This window comes from Bartonella birtlesii IBS 325 (assembly GCF_000273375.1).
GTDB lineage: Bacteria > Pseudomonadota > Alphaproteobacteria > Rhizobiales > Rhizobiaceae > Bartonella > Bartonella birtlesii.
Map to the genome: position 1 here is coordinate 249,876 of NZ_CM001557.1, position 15,163 is coordinate 265,038.

Annotated in this window: 17 protein-coding genes; 3 read left to right on the forward strand and 14 right to left on the reverse strand. The window is 36.3% G+C overall.

Going from position 1 to position 15,163, the window contains the following annotated elements; all coding sequences use genetic code 11:
* Positions 1–549 precede the first annotated feature (549 nt).
* Positions 550–876 (forward strand): hypothetical protein, encoded by a 327-nt coding sequence (locus QWU_RS01275; RefSeq protein WP_006589755.1) that lies wholly within the window; start codon positions 550–552, stop codon positions 874–876.
* A gap of 697 nt (positions 877–1,573) precedes the next feature.
* Here QWU_RS01275 and QWU_RS10465 read toward each other — a convergent pair.
* From QWU_RS10465 to QWU_RS01380, 12 genes are all read right to left on the reverse strand, one after another.
* Positions 1,574–1,705 (reverse strand): hypothetical protein, encoded by a 132-nt coding sequence (locus QWU_RS10465; protein ID WP_017196023.1) that lies wholly within the window; start codon positions 1,703–1,705, stop codon positions 1,574–1,576.
* A gap of 1,650 nt (positions 1,706–3,355) precedes the next feature.
* Positions 3,356–3,592 carry a hypothetical protein gene (locus QWU_RS09925; RefSeq protein WP_006589757.1) on the reverse strand — a complete coding sequence of 79 codons (237 nt, stop codon included), beginning with the start codon at positions 3,590–3,592 and terminating at the stop codon, positions 3,356–3,358.
* 1,483 nt (positions 3,593–5,075) lie between these two features.
* Positions 5,076–5,270 (reverse strand): hypothetical protein, encoded by a 195-nt coding sequence (locus QWU_RS01320; RefSeq protein WP_017196031.1) that lies wholly within the window; start codon positions 5,268–5,270, stop codon positions 5,076–5,078.
* Positions 5,260–5,817 carry a hypothetical protein gene (locus tag QWU_RS01325; protein ID WP_017196032.1) on the reverse strand — a complete coding sequence of 186 codons (558 nt, stop codon included), beginning with the start codon at positions 5,815–5,817 and terminating at the stop codon, positions 5,260–5,262. Before QWU_RS01325 ends, QWU_RS01320 begins: the two co-directional genes overlap by 11 nt.
* Positions 5,818–5,864: 47 nt before the next feature.
* A complete protein-coding gene (locus QWU_RS01330; RefSeq protein ID WP_017196033.1) occupies positions 5,865–6,371 on the reverse strand; it encodes a hypothetical protein in 507 nt (168 codons plus the stop codon).
* A 65-nt stretch (positions 6,372–6,436) separates the two neighbouring features.
* Positions 6,437–6,958, reverse strand: a complete 522-nt coding sequence (locus tag QWU_RS01335) for a hypothetical protein (protein WP_035451425.1) — start codon at positions 6,956–6,958, stop codon at positions 6,437–6,439.
* A gap of 612 nt (positions 6,959–7,570) precedes the next feature.
* A complete protein-coding gene (locus QWU_RS09640; RefSeq protein ID WP_006589763.1) occupies positions 7,571–7,792 on the reverse strand; it encodes a hypothetical protein in 222 nt (73 codons plus the stop codon).
* A complete protein-coding gene (locus tag QWU_RS01345; RefSeq protein WP_017196036.1) occupies positions 7,782–8,261 on the reverse strand; it encodes a hypothetical protein in 480 nt (159 codons plus the stop codon). The genes QWU_RS09640 and QWU_RS01345 overlap by 11 nt, the downstream gene beginning before the upstream one ends.
* 210 nt (positions 8,262–8,471) lie before the next feature.
* A complete protein-coding gene (locus tag QWU_RS01355) occupies positions 8,472–8,900 on the reverse strand; it encodes a hypothetical protein (RefSeq protein WP_017196038.1) in 429 nt (142 codons plus the stop codon).
* 41 nt (positions 8,901–8,941) lie between these two features.
* Positions 8,942–9,454 carry a hypothetical protein gene (locus QWU_RS01360; protein WP_240532119.1) on the reverse strand — a complete coding sequence of 171 codons (513 nt, stop codon included), beginning with the start codon at positions 9,452–9,454 and terminating at the stop codon, positions 8,942–8,944.
* 1,291 nt (positions 9,455–10,745) lie between these two features.
* Positions 10,746–10,904 (reverse strand): hypothetical protein, encoded by a 159-nt coding sequence (locus QWU_RS10095; protein WP_006589767.1) that lies wholly within the window; start codon positions 10,902–10,904, stop codon positions 10,746–10,748.
* A gap of 9 nt (positions 10,905–10,913) precedes the next feature.
* Complete coding sequence (locus QWU_RS01380) at positions 10,914–11,354, reverse strand: hypothetical protein (protein ID WP_026017262.1); 441 nt, start codon at positions 11,352–11,354, stop codon at positions 10,914–10,916.
* A 1,328-nt stretch (positions 11,355–12,682) separates the two neighbouring features.
* On the opposite strand from QWU_RS01380, the gene QWU_RS01410 reads away from it, so the two are divergent.
* Positions 12,683–13,234, forward strand: a complete 552-nt coding sequence (locus QWU_RS01410) for a hypothetical protein (RefSeq protein WP_017196048.1) — start codon at positions 12,683–12,685, stop codon at positions 13,232–13,234.
* Positions 13,235–13,938: 704 nt separating this feature from the next.
* On the opposite strand, the gene QWU_RS09930 is transcribed toward QWU_RS01410, so the two are convergent.
* Complete coding sequence (locus QWU_RS09930; RefSeq protein WP_017344716.1) at positions 13,939–14,079, reverse strand: hypothetical protein; 141 nt, start codon at positions 14,077–14,079, stop codon at positions 13,939–13,941.
* A gap of 127 nt (positions 14,080–14,206) precedes the next feature.
* On the opposite strand from QWU_RS09930, the gene QWU_RS10530 reads away from it, so the two are divergent.
* A complete protein-coding gene (locus tag QWU_RS10530; RefSeq protein WP_017196050.1) occupies positions 14,207–14,380 on the forward strand; it encodes a YopJ family acetyltransferase in 174 nt (57 codons plus the stop codon).
* Between the two features lie 545 nt (positions 14,381–14,925).
* Here the strand turns inward: QWU_RS10530 and QWU_RS08860 are convergent.
* The coding region (locus tag QWU_RS08860; RefSeq protein WP_035461967.1) for a hypothetical protein at positions 14,926–15,163 on the reverse strand (238 nt) is incomplete at its 5' end.

The window sequence follows — 15,163 nt, forward strand, 5'->3', positions numbered from 1 at the left end:
CAATAGGGGGCATCCTACCTCTAAATAGGATGCCCCAACCAATGGGATGCATCTCAACCTTCAAACAAGATGCACCCCGCCCCTCAAGGTGTATCCAATCCTCATAAGATACACCCAAATCTCAATAGGGGGCATCCCACCTCTAAATAGGATGCCCAACCATTAGGCTGCATCCAAACCCTCAAGATGCATCCCAATCTCATGATCATGCATTGAATCTTTACAAAATGCACTTTGCCCTTTATAGGACGCGTTTTGCCCTTATGAAGATCCCATGAATGGAGTCTTTTCGCCATGGACAAAACAAGAAACCGTTGGCGGTTTTTTGTTATCCATCCTATGAATATATGTCTTGAAATCTTTAAACCCTCTTTTATAAATCAATTCTCAAAGAACCAATTGAGGCAAAATAAAAGCAAATTTTGTCAATTTCTAGGCAAATTTTAATCTTTTTTATGAAAATTGCATTTTTACTATAGTGCTTTAAAGTGAATCTATATATGATACATTCCGATATTTATTTATATAAATAAATATAGGAGAAAAACTATGAATATCAGATATTTTTTCATAGCGAGTGCAATCACAAGTGGTTTAGCTCTCGCAATTCAGGAATCTGATCGTATAGTCAATAAACAACCCTCTCCTATTGTAACGCCTTATACTGTTGAAAAAACTGATTTACAAGTTCTTGAACCAGTAAATGGCACATTGGATATATTGGATATACTAGGAACACAAACTAACGGTGGAGCCCACCAAAGAGAAATGGACGATTTATACCAGCAAGGCAAAAACTTATTATATGCACTGGTTAATTTTGTGTATTCTCTGATCATGTTTTGCATAGAAACATTTTTGACCAGAAGTCATTGATGAAATAGCAAAGCGTTTTAAAAAACAGCCCAAACCCTTAAAGAAAAGCTTAAATATTGTAATAAATTACAACAATAAATATTAATAAAGGCCTCATCTTTTCTGAGGCCTTTATTTTACTGTTCTTTTTATCATCAATACTCTTCAGCTTTTATTCTTGATTGCCTTTTCCTCGCCAAATGGCAAAATCTTCTCTGAAAATCTGTCATAAGTTTGTCTCATGGTTTGACCTATCAACCACTTCACATGGCTTTATGCAATACGACAAAGCTGCTCCACAAGCATAACAAAAGGACAAGATATTTGATTGAATAAGTTTTACGCTGAATATTTTCCAATTTTTCTTTTTTATATTTAAACTGATGCAAAAAGCACTACGCACTCTAAATGCCATTTATATTGCGCATGAAGATATTTTCCGTTCCCAAAGAGAGTTTTACCATCCCTCGAAAGGATGATTCGTTTTCAAAAGAAACTCTGTAGAGGTAAGAAAACCAGAAATTTTGCATCATTCCTTTTTCTTCAAGCTCTTTAAGACAAGTAATTTTTCTCTTTAATTTTATGATGCGTCTTTATTTTTAAATTTTTGATTGCCCAACAGAGTCCTCCATTTTCCTAACAATGGAGTATGCCAGGGGAGTATGCCAGGGGAGTATGCCAGGGGAGTATGCCAGGGGAGTATGCCAGGGAGATACGCCTAATCAATATTTATATCCGTAAATGCGAATTTACCATCTTTGATATAAACAATATCGGGATGATATTTTCTCCCTTTAGTTTCAAACATGATTGATTCATCACTCACCACAGAGAGGCTTACTCTCTTCATTCTTGTTCTTTTTTCTCAATAAATTTTCCATGAAAAGCGCATTTTTCATGGCACAAATTCGGATCTCTGACTCTCAAATGTCGATCATTCTTTATTTTTCATGGATAATTTCTCAGCCACCCATTCAAATACAGCGGAACTCAATTTCTCTGTCATTGAACAAAAAAGCCAAGATCACAAGAGTGAAAACCATAAAAAAAGGACATGATAGAGATAATAGCACTTGGGTTCTAGAGCGCTTACATCCTAACAGATCTCTCTTTCAACTCCGATACTTGTTCTAAAGACTGCATTTTTTTCAATTTACGCTCTCGGATACTGCGGAATACCCAAAGGATAGGCAAAGGTGCAAAAAGGCAGACCCAAATCAAAACCGGTAACAGAAAAATCACGTGCCCCATACTCTCTTATTTCCCCTGCTCTACCAACTCTTTCAAAGGCTTTGCAAAAGCCGAAAATTTTGAAGCTATCACAATAAAAAACATATGCAATACGGTAAGAAAATTTTACCACAGCAATTTATCACTCTGCCATGATAACATCTTTAATTTCTTGCCTTACTTTAATTTCTTATCTTGAAAACCAAGCATTTTTTCTCAAATGCCCAATTCCTTTCCTTCATATTCCCCCCCTTATTGTTTATTTTGCTCTAAAGTTCCCTTTGATTGCATGAAATCCCCACTTTATCTCCATAAACTTGCATTCACCATCCTCTATAAAAAAATATCATAGCGATAATTTTTCCTATCAACCTCACACATCACCTCCTCTTCACAGACAATGAAGTCCTATTTCTTTAGTTGTTGTTTTTTATTTCAACGAATTTTTGATAGGAAACCCTCTTGCTCTTGTACACCAATGGATCAACAGCTTTTAAAATATTGCAGCTTCTAAAATATTAATGGCCAATCCCTTTATCTTCTGAAAACAAATCCACTGCAATCTGTTCAGATAAATCATCATTTAATTGCTGAGTCTTCGCCACTTTTTGCACAACAGCATATTCAAGGTGAATTTTTCACCAGATAAATTGTTGCAATATCAAAATTTTTGATGTTTGCCCCTTTAATATTGACATCAAAGTGTTTTACTAAAAGCCAATGGGCTTTTCTTCTGGAAAGCTCTTTCTAATAAGACGGTAAACCTTCCACCTCACCACGCCAAGCAAGAACTAAAAAGAGGCAGCAAAACATTAAGAAACCAACCAAGCCTATCGCACTTACAAAAAAGAACCTATCTCTTTTCCAAGATGACAAAGCTGAATGAAGAATGAAGCCTTTTCGAAGATCGACAGCTTCCATAACCTATTTTAAAATACCATTAAGCACCCGCTTTAAGCATCCCACATACATCTGTGATCCAAAAATCCAGTCTTTATGATTTCACAATACATATGCAAACTCGGAAAATTTTTCACATGATAAGGATTAAGAGTCTCATAAACCGCAACAGAATGCTACTTGTGACCGCAAATCTATAATCAAAGCGAGAGAAAATTGCCGAATAAGACAAGAAATTACACTTCGCGCTTTGGGAAACAATGGAGCATCAAATCATCACCTTTTTTCATCAATTTTCACATTCCACCCCAGAACCTTAACGCTGTTGCATTTTCCATAGTGAAAATTTCATCATCATCGCCATAAAGTCTTATGGCTGCTTTTGTGCACATCTTTGCTGCTGCATTGCTTGTTCTCGGCGCAGCTGCTGAAGTCCTATATCATTTTCTTGCAGCACCCATTCTAGCTCTTTTTCCACTTGGAAATACATTTTTATCCGTTTCAAGACAGAATAATAAAAAGCCAAAACAAACAGAATAACGAATATAAAAATAATTGACGAAAACAGAAGCACATAAATGATTGGCACCATAAAATAATTGTTCATTTTTCCCCCTCACACTCTTGAGAGAGCGCATTTCGCAAATGGTTGATCTTTTCTCCTATAAAAATTGCTTCTTCTAATTTCTCGATCTTCAGTTTCAATCGACGTGTTAAGATGATACGAAGCATAAACACCACCGGAAGCAAAAAAAGTGCATAGATCATTATGACCTTTATCATCATAAAAATCATAAAAATAATCACATGCGTAATACTATACCCCCCTGTCTGCAACGATTCCTCAAATCTTAGTATTCTAAAAATCCTGTCGCACAAAACAATGAAGACAGCAATGAGGAAGCAAACTTTATAATTTTTCTCTGAAAGAAATGCTTTCTGAAATGAAAAAGATCGTGCCCTTTTATACGTCTCTTGCTCCAATGCCTAATTTCCCCCTTTATTATTCATTTTGCTTCAAATTACCTCTTGTTCCATTTTGGATAAAGCAGCTTGTATTTTGATAAAATTCCACTTCGCTTCTTCTCTGAAGAAAAAACGCCATCATATCTTTTTTTATCGTGCCTTAAACATCGCCATCACTGACAAAAAACTCTTTATCCTCATTCTTATCTCATCTGCTCAAGTGATTTTTGATGAGAAGCCCTTTTTCTATTACACATCTCTGCCTTTTTAAACTATAAAATGCTAAGAACCATTTACAGAGATCATTTCGCAACAATCTATTCAAGCAAAGTAAAGTTGCATTGTTTTGCTCCTTCTTAGATCAACGCCATGACACATTCACATGACACATTCACATGACACATTCAAACGCCATGACACATTCACATGACACATTCAAGAGAGATTATTGATCTTCACATTGAAGAGATGAATATCAAAGATATTGGCACCAAAAATATTTACAACGAAGATTTTTGCATTGAAAATGCTTTCTTTCGACATATCCTTTGCTGAAAGATTGCAAATCAACATCACCAAGCCAAGCCAAACTAAACCAAGCAAAAGCAAAACCCTAAGCGAGAACTGCTAGCTTGACTCCATCCCATTCCCACATGTGATGCAAAAAATCATTTGCAAAACACACGAACAAACTTGGAAAAGAAATATAAAGGAGAACAATTCCCCCTTGAGGAAAAACCAAAACGAAAGCTATGGAAAAAACGCAAGCAAAATACCCTATTCCCCTCCTATCACACCTCCTATGGTGTGGGTGGTTTTGCTTGGCTAGATTTCTTCTTCAAGTTCCTAAATGATTTTTTGCAACTTACGCGTCACACTGCCACAAAAAAGAACACTACCAACAATCCACGCGAGTGGCTTTACAAGAAAAAAGAAAGGAAATTTTGTCTCTATATAATACGATATAATATAATATCGAAAAAAGACGGGTGGAAATGCCATCACAACCATGGAGATAAAGAAGATTCTTTTATAATCCTCCCTTGATTAAGCCCATGAATTCTTTCAAAGAAAGAGAAACGACTTTCTTCTCAAACACTGCATTCTGCTTTCTTTTATTTTTCTTATTTTGCACACCGCCCTAGCGCTACATCACGCTCTTGCTGCACTTTTTTCAATTCTCTTTCAACTTTACAATACAGCCTGGCACGTTTGATAAACATATAATAAAGGATCAAAATTGGCACATTAATTAACAAGGTCAAAATCATCCACAACAGTGTAGATAAAGCTGTAAATGCTATAAAACTACCGCTCATCTTTTCCCCCTATAGTATCCTGCATAGCGAGTGCTTTATCTCGTTGCACAATTGCTTCTTCCAATTGTTGGAGTGTTTTTCTCAATTTTCTACTCAATTTGACAAACAACACCGCAATAATAGGGCTCAATATTATAACACAGCACCATGCGATCCCCAACAGCAGCATTATAAAGGAGCTTACATCATTCTCCCACCATTTCCATTTTGCTAAATTGAGGAAACTTTGTAAAACCACATAGAAAAAACAGAGGAAAAATATAATTTTAAACTCTTTTGGCCAAAACAGCATAGATTCTTTAAAAGAGAGCAGACGAATTTTTGCATCAACTGCTGCATTCTGTTTCTGCTTTCCCCTCTTATCACTGCGTAAATGCTGCAATGCATCCTTTTCTTGCGTTAAGCTCTTTCGCAATTCTTGAGATACTTTACAGTGCACTCTTAAATATTTGATCAAAAAGTAAGGAACCCTGACGACAATCATAAACATAAACATGCCTATGATGCTCAGCCCTAACAAACCTAAATATTTCATAAAAATAGCCACTTTTTTTCCCCTATCTTATCGCGTGAAGATATTGATTTGCTTTTTCTTCAAGCAAATTTTTCCAATTTCTTTACGGTTTTTCTCACTCCATAATAGAGTATAGCGTGAAATATTAAAACCACCGGTAAAAGGCAGACAATATATTCCCAGCTCTGAATCCACAGTTGAAAGACAAAATCAATAATTTTATAAAGAACAGGAAAATTCATTGAAAAATTCCAAAATAAAATTCCAACTCTTGAGTTAAGAGCCCCAAAAATCATTAAGAGCACATAAGGGAGCAACATGATCAAAGCAACACAAAAGATTACTATAGAATCTCTTCTTGATAAAGCTAGAGATTCTTGAAAGGCAACAGAACTTAACTTTGTTCTAAGAGCTGAGTTTTGCGCACTGTTGTGTTTCTCATAACCGCCCAATTTTTGTCGTGAAACCTTTTTGAGTTTTCCAAACATGCCAAACAACAAGCCTGCACGCTTAACAAAAGAATAATAAACGTTAAAAACTGTCATAACAGTAAAAATTAAAATCATCAGAAATGCTAAGAAAACCATCGCACTTCCCACTATTGCCGACAGTATACCCAATATTAAAAAAAGAGTCACTTTCGCCCCCTATTTTATTCTGCTAAATGATTGTTATCTTGCAAATGCGGTGATCTTTCCCATTGCTGGATCATTTCTTTTAACTCACGCCTAAACACGGCGCAAAAGAGAAAAAAGAACGGGAAAAAAATAAAAAAATAAGAAAAGATAAAGAACGGTAAAAAACACATAAGAGCCACAACGCTATTCCATCCAGCAGCAGCTATCAGTTCTCTAACATACTCTTGTATCATAGCACTCGTTGCAAAAACCTGCTTTCCAACAGTTTTCTGAGCGAGCGCTTGAAAAATTTTCTCAGTAAGTTCTCCAATTTGTTGCTTAGATGTATGAAAATATTCAAAAGGATTTATATAGGCTACAGCAATACCGAACACCAATAAGATAAGAGCCATACAACAGATAACGACATAATCTTTTGCTGAAAAAGTCATCGCTTTTTTAAAGAAAAAAAGCTTCGATGCTTTATCAAATGCCCCTCGCGATGCAACAGCCGCTCCACTTTGGACAGGCCCGTGTTGTGGTTTATCTGTGGTCATACCAACCCCCCAACTTCTAAAATGTTTTACAGCACATAAATCAATGCAAAGAGGCCCTTTAAAACTTTTTTTACAATTATGCAAGCATTATCATGCTCTGTCACATATTTTTATTTCTTTTCTCTGTAAAGAGACATATTTGCACCTTTGCGCATAGCACAAAAAACAGTATAAAAAATTGGCAGAGTCAATCACAATCCCGCGAAGCTCTACAATAAAAATCATAGGAAAGATATGCCATCCCTTTGCCCCATTCTGGGCATTATATTCTACATCGATAATTTTCAATCTCGAAAACCCCTATGCCACCATTTTTATCAACCGCACTTTCTCCTCTGCTTAATATACTTCTTTTTTCAATGCGAAATACTTATTACAACTCCCCCACCGCAATGCTGACCTGCAGCAAAATAACCGGAAAACAAGAGAAGAGCGCCGCCCAAAATTTACACCCACCACTCTCACACAGAGCCAGGAACTCTTATCCCCAACAAAGGTTTAGAGAAAATGATGAGCAAATAAAGCCACCATAACCATAAAAAGAGAAAATATTCTTGATAATTTTTTTGGCTAAAAACCAAACTTTTTTAAATAAAAAAACTAAGCCTCCTCTCACAGAGGAAGTTGATCTTGCTTCTCAGTTTTCGCAACGCTCTTCACCGTTGCCTGACGTACTTGCAGCAATTTTTTGTGTTGTTTATTGACTTTGCAATAGAGCCTAGCACGCTTAATAAACAGGTAATAAATAATAAAAACTGGCACAATAACTAAAAAGCCAGCTATTGTTGAAGACAAAAAAGAGAGAGTTAAGAAGGCCACAAAGCTACTGGTCATCTTTTTCTCCCCTCACATCCTGTATAGGCAGAGCTTTATTTTGTTGCGGCATTTCTTCTTCCAGTTGCTGGATCATTTTTTTCAACATGCTCGTCAATTTTATGCAGAGCAGCCCAATGATTGGTGCGAAAAAAAGCAAACAGACCGATGTAAAATTAAACAACACAGTTATAAAAGCGCTCACATCACTTTTCCAGCCTACCAACTTTAGTGTAGAAAATACAGCATATAAAAGAGCAAGGATGAAAGAGATGAAAAAGATTCTTTTACATTCTTTTGGCCACAGAAACAGAGACTCCCACCACAAAAGAGAAGGAGCATTTTGCCCCATAACCTGCCGCTCACGAGAAAGAAAGGAAGAGGTCGCACTATTTTTTAATTCCTTCAGCACAGCAAAATATAATCTTGCCCGCTTGATAAAAAAGTAATGAAGACCAACGATAGTCATACAGAATAGAGCGGCCAGCATGAAGCGTCCTAGCAGACTACAATATTTTATTAAAAAAAGCACTTTTCCCCTCTCACATTCTAAAACCAATTACGTTACCGTTTTAAGTGAAATTTTCCACTATCTTCACCATCTTTTTCACTCTCAAATGCAATTTAGCATGGAACAGCAAAAATAGAGGGGAAAAAAACGCTACACATCCCCAAATAATATAGAGAAAAAAACCATTCACTATAAAAAAGTAAACGACCAAGAGCCACTTTGCATCAATTGTTGCATACTGGCTTTATTTTTTGCCACCTCTGCCGTCATGACAAAAAATGAAACGATGAAGGGCATAACGAGTACAAAAAATACTATAAAAGAGAATTTAAAGACTCTTTTATAATCTTTTTTTGAAAACATCAGAGCTCCTTTAAACGAAGCGAGATAAGCTTGCCTATCAAAAACTGGCTCCTCTTCTCCCCTCTTATGAGACAACACTTTGTCTACTTTGATGATTTCTAGTTTTTCATGCGTTTCAAAAAGCACTATTTGACGCTTAAAAGCAGAGTAATAAACCATAACAATTGCTAAAATAGCAAAAAAACTTATCATGCTATAGACCACCATCATTGAGACAATAGTCAATTGTGCAGTCACCATTGCCAAAAAAGTCACTTTTCTCTCCTTCTCATATTCTATAAAGTCATCAGATCATACTATTCTAGTGACTTTTCTCCTTGCTGAATCATGTCTTTTAATGCACCATGCAATATGAAATGAAAGACAAAAATGATTGGGAAAAGGATTTGAAAAGTTCCAAAAATCATTTGCGGAATAAGACATATAAAAGCCCAAACGCTCTCCCACGAAGCTGTATTCCATAATTCTCTCTTATATATTTCATCCCATGCAATTTGTCCTAAGAACAAGCCTTTAAGATTTTCCAGGAACGTCCCATGAAAATTTTTATGGAGCATTTCCATCAGCTGTTCTTCAGACAATCCATGAAAGAATTTCATAAAATTGCTATATACCACCACCACCACGATGCAAGAAATGCAAAAAACAATGACATAATCTTTTATTGAGAAAATCATCGCTTCTTTAAAGGCAAAAAACTTCGATGCTTTATCAAATGCACCCTGCGACACAATGCCCACCCTATTCTGGATAGCTCCCTGTTGTGGGTTTTCTATGGTCATGGCACCCCCAAATTCTTTAACTACCAAACTTCTTAACTATTTGACAACATTCATCAATATGAGACGTTTCTTTAAAACTTTTTGAACGATTGCGCAAGTTCTCTGACATTTTTATCATGGTTCTTTTTTACTTCTTTTCTCTGTGAAGAAAGCCCCCTCGCACCTTTGCAACAACACAAAACGCAAATTGGCAAAGTCAATCAAAGACCCACAAACCTCTACCACAAAAACCAGAGAAAAATGCGCTACTTTTTTCTCTCCATTCTATAAACTGCCCTCTACCCTGATAATTCTCTATCTTAATCTTTTGTTATAGTGCCCAAAATTTGCCAGAGACTAAATGCTTCTTACAACTTGCCCACAAAATGCGCACCCCTTAAGAAAATTGCTATAAAGAGCACCATTACCCCCTGCAAAAAGCACCGCCATAAAGAAATATATATCGCATAAGGCTACCGATATTAGAGCAAAGCCACGGTTCTTGCTTCATAGACGAGCAAAGCGCTCTATCCTATTCTTTAAGCCTTCTCTTTTCTCTCTCCATTCTTTTCCCCGTTCTTTCCCCCTACAATTTTTTCCGTGCAATTTTTTCCCCCACAAATGTTTTTCATAATGCAAGACAAGCAAACTCATGCCCCACACTTCATAGTCATGAACAGAGAATAAAATATCCTCTCTGCTTTTCATACAAAATCAAAACGCCTATGAGAAATATGAAACAACGCTTCACCTTTCCTATATCCCTATGTTATCGTTTTTTTTCAACGACCGCGCCTTTTTCTTCAATTGCGCAATGATAAATGATTATTGCAATTAACAATTAAAGAACCCACTACAATGCTGCCCTGCCGCAAAATAACCGGAAAATAATAGAAGGGCACAGCCAGGAACTCATAGCGACCACTCTCACACAGCGCCAGGAATTCTTACTCACAACAGCGGTTTAAAGAAAATGGTAAGCCAATAAAGCCATCACAACCGTAAAAAGAACAAATATTCTTGATAATTTTCTTACAAAAAATCAAAACTTTTTCACACGAGAAAGCTGTACCCCGCCTCAGGCAGGAAATTCATCTTGTTGCCTTTGTTTTTGCACCCCGCGCCAGCGCCACTTTTATATCCGCACCTATATCTACCCCTATATCTGCCCCTATATCCGTACCGTACATTTGCTCTAGCGCCACAACCTATCCTTTAAAAACGCATCTTTTAAAAGAAGGAATTTTTAACAAAAAAGCAGCAATAATTTTTGCGAAATTTTGCCTTTTGCTGCTTTTTCTTCTCACAATTTTATAAGAATCCCATTGCTATTCTCTTTTTAACGCCTCTCGTTGAGTTCCTTGTCCATTTTGAGATATACTCTAATACGTTTAACAAAAAAGTAATAAATTCCTATAATAAGCATGCTGTTTAATACAGCAATGATGATAAGACCGACAAGCGCCAAAAGACCGAATAATTTTGTAATAAGAAACATTTCTTCCCCCTATTTTGTTTGCGCAGTACCTGATTTGTTTTGCTGTTGAGATGCTTTTTTTTCTAATTTTCCAAGCATTTTTTTCAATCTACGATCCAATATGTAATGTAAAATCAACACGACAGGTAAAAAGATAACCAATACTCCCCAGAGGAAAATTGGCAGAACAAGAATATAGTCAAAAAAGCCATTTGTCTCACCGAAAATTCCACCAGCAAATAATCCTAAGAAAAACCCTGGCAGATAGTGGATACGAAAAACCCCTAAAATCAACATAACAAGAGCGATGCAGAAGATTATTCTATAATCTTTCATTGTAAGCATCATAGCTTCTTTAAAAGAAAAAAGCTGAGATCCTTTTGCAAAAGTTGACTGTGGGGCAGACTTTGCATTTGCCTGCTTTTGAAAAAACTCTGATTGTGGTTCATTAGGTTGTTGATCGCTTGTCATTCTGACATTCCCCATTTTCTCATTTTTGCACGAGCCCCCTGAAGCATATGCCCCATGAAACATCTGCTTAAGATGCGCCCTGCCGTTCCCCTCATGCATCAACATGTATCACGCACTAATATGCATGAAGAAACGCTTAAACACCATTCTAGAGCACCCATTGCAAAACCAAAAAACCATATAAAGAACACTACAGCTTTTCTATTTTGATGAACGCACAATTACCAAGGCATCTTATCGCTTTAACTGGAAACGTCTATAGCAGTCTCAAGACAAATTTTCAATCCCCCTTCTAAAAAAAACTATCTGCTTCAAAATGGCATACACAATCCTGCCACCAACCGTTTTTGAAGAAAAAATAATGTCTTTCAAAGAACAAAAGCAAAAGGAAATGCAAACAACCCAAACAAGCAGCATGATAGCCGGTACTCTCATCAAACGGGCAAAACACTCTTAGTTAAGAAGATCAATTTTGAGAAAACAGCAAAAATGGAATAGAGCAAAAATTTTTTATACTCTATAAAGGATGAACATAAAAGCAAAAACAGGGGAAAAGAAAATAAAACAACGCGATAATGTTATCACAGCTTTTGTTATTCATAGTTTATTATCAACATATTATCAATATTTATTTGAAAATATCAGTCATATTATGATATTATTAAGAGGGAATAAATTTTATTTTTCGCAGATCTGTTCTGTTCAATAGATAAAAAATTTCCTCTAAAAAGGATAAAAATATATTTAACAACATTCTATGTATCAGGCATTCTTGTTTTGCGCCCACCGCTGCTACATCTTTGTTCTGCTCCCACATCTGGCACAAGAGTTTCCAAAGCAAAAGCGAAAAGAGAGCAGAGTTTTAAATTTTTGCCAAACCTTCTCAAACAGGGAGACAAAGAAAACACTTCATAAAAACACAAAACAACATTTCCCATAAAAAGCATTCCCTCTCATGCTTTTTTGTTTAAAGCCCCTTCTATAAGGGATAGCCCAAAAAGTCAGGGAAAAACCATAAAGAGCATTGTGGTTTTTCATTCACATTTCAAATTTCTTTTCAACTTTTAGCACAGATTGAAAAGCCTGTAACGAGCAAATAATCGCTATAAACGATCGTCAACGACTTACCACTCAAGGGCATTTTCACTTTTAAAATATTACTCTTAACCTGAGAAAAAAAGTAAACAAAGACAATTTTAATGCTTGTTTTTATCAGCAACCATTTTCTATCGCCCATAGCGTTTACCCCATAGCATCTATTTCAAGAGTTTTTTGTAGCACTTTTCTTCTTCAAACAGATAGTTTTTTCAATTCAAACGGTAAAGTTCATGAAAATACATAAAAAATGCAACAGACTGAAAACAACAAAAAAAGGAGCAGAACAAAATGGCGACATTTCCCACACCCAAAAACCGTGTACCTCTCCTTCTCAACACAGCATTGAAATGCGGGCAAAACATTTTGGTTTGACGATAGAAGAAGCTAAAAATCCACTTGCCAGTTCCTATATTGGACGCCTTTGTTTGCTTGGCTATAAACAGAACGCATTGGGCATCAGCAAAGAGCAATATGAAACGGCACAACGCTATCTACAAATCAGAAACGATTATTTATGTGCCAAAGGTTTGCCCCATGGCTATTATGATGATTTTACGCACACACCGGATGAAAAAGCACAAAAGCAATGGGTTCAAAGAACAACGCAGCACTATGAAGATATGCAAAAAGTTATCAAAAAAGCACAACAGCAGCATAGCCAACATAACTTTTATGCCGCACTACAATATCTTGTGGTAGATGATCAACCGCTCTCCTACCTTGTCTGCCCATTACGTATTATTCTGAATGCTCTTCATCAACATTTTACAAACCAAACGTAAAAAATAAACTGTTCTCCACAATAAAACTCCACCAACCAACCGCACCAGCATCCCCCTATTTCAAACAAACCAGTTGGATAGTTTCTTCCAAACAGAAAAAAATATTTTTGTTCTACGCCAAAACCCTCCAATTAAAGCAGAAAATTGTACCGTTTACGCAACAGATTGGCTAAAACAAAAACACCAAATCACGCTTTTTTTGTTGACAGGATATGAAAAATCCTCTTTAATAGTGGGTGCGGCGAGTGTTTTTTTGTGTCTAAATTTCAGTTACCTTTTCTCGATATGGGCAAGATGTTTTTTGCACATCAGCATATCTTTTCAGACATAACATATTTTTCAGCAAATTTGGCAAAAGGCATAATAAAATATAGGCGAAGACTATAAGGGAAAAACGCTTAGCAAAACAATTTTCATGCCGGCAGAATAAATGAGTATAAAAATTTGTTGTTATCGATACAGCACAACAATGTGATGCAGCAAAAAGAGTGTCCAAACTTTTCCTCAAGATAAAGTTACACATGCAGACAAATTTTTCACTTTTTATCAATTTTATATAGAAAGCGCTGCAATTTTTGACCTCTCAAAACTGAGATCCTCACGGAGCAAACCTTCTTATAAAAAGAGCTAAGATTTCAAAATTGTTCCCATTGCTCTCACTTAAAAGATCAGCAAAAAACCAATATCAACACGGGAGTTTAATATTATGAAACCACCAAATCAAAAAAACGCTGATCCTCGTTCATCAACAATGCAAGAAGATGAGAGCACTGATAAAGCATTCGCCTTGCAACCATACTTGCAATCATACTTGCAATCATACTTGCAACCATACTTGCAACCATACTTGCAACCCAGTCATGAAATCCACTCAATCATGGAAAATTGTGAGATATTACTGCCAACTTAGAGCGTGATATTGCCGATAGCAGCTGAATTAAAGCTGATTATGTAAAGACAAATCTTCAACTGATGCCAGCTCTTGTAGAGAAAGCAAATCAAAAATATCCAAACATGAATCTTAAAGGCACAACGCCATCTCATGATTTCACCCTACTCATAAAAGAGGATATTGCCAATAAAGTTCAATCTTCCACATTTATCATTAACATGAAAAGAGAGGGACATCCATTTTGCCGCCATTAACCACCAAACCATTGCTCATTAAACATGTCTGATATTTTTTGAACCTACAACATTCAATAATATGAAACCAGCAATGCTAGCATTAAAAATGCAAAAGGTTGTTTCATTTCATCAATTGCCTCATTTTCACTTTCCCATGGCAGAAATGGATATTCAGCACAACTTTTCTGAATATGGTCTATTTAATGGTCTATTTAATTGAGCACTTGCCAAACAGCTCCATACCAAAGCAGATCACCGAACAAGAATGCACAAGGATAATATAACAGTCTCTCATGCGAACCAGAAGCGCCTTTATCTGCTGAAAAATTGGCCCGGTATCTGCCAGCGAATTTTTATAAACACACAAAGGAGAAAATGGCATGAAGCATATACCAACCATACCCAAAAGCTGAGCATCACATCGTCAACAAAAAAGGCGAAACTCTCATGAAGAGATTTGAGAAAGACGGGAGTGACAGCAGAAGAAAAGCCTCTCTCTGTTTCACAACATTGCAAAAGGGTCCCTGAATATAAATCTGTCCCGATATTATAAAGGAATTTTCTTATATTTTTACCAATATGCATAAGAAATGCAGTTTAAGTTCATGACGAATGGCAAATTCACTTAATTTCGATTTGTAAACGGCAAACCATGCAAAAGCGCCTATAAAAGCAAAATATGATGCTTTTGCAAAAACAACAGCGACCATAAGCACCCCATAACCCTCTTGCCCCAAAACCACCTGCAACGAGCAACCATAGCCCCTATCACCACCACTCGCTAAGGGAGCAGCCCACAAG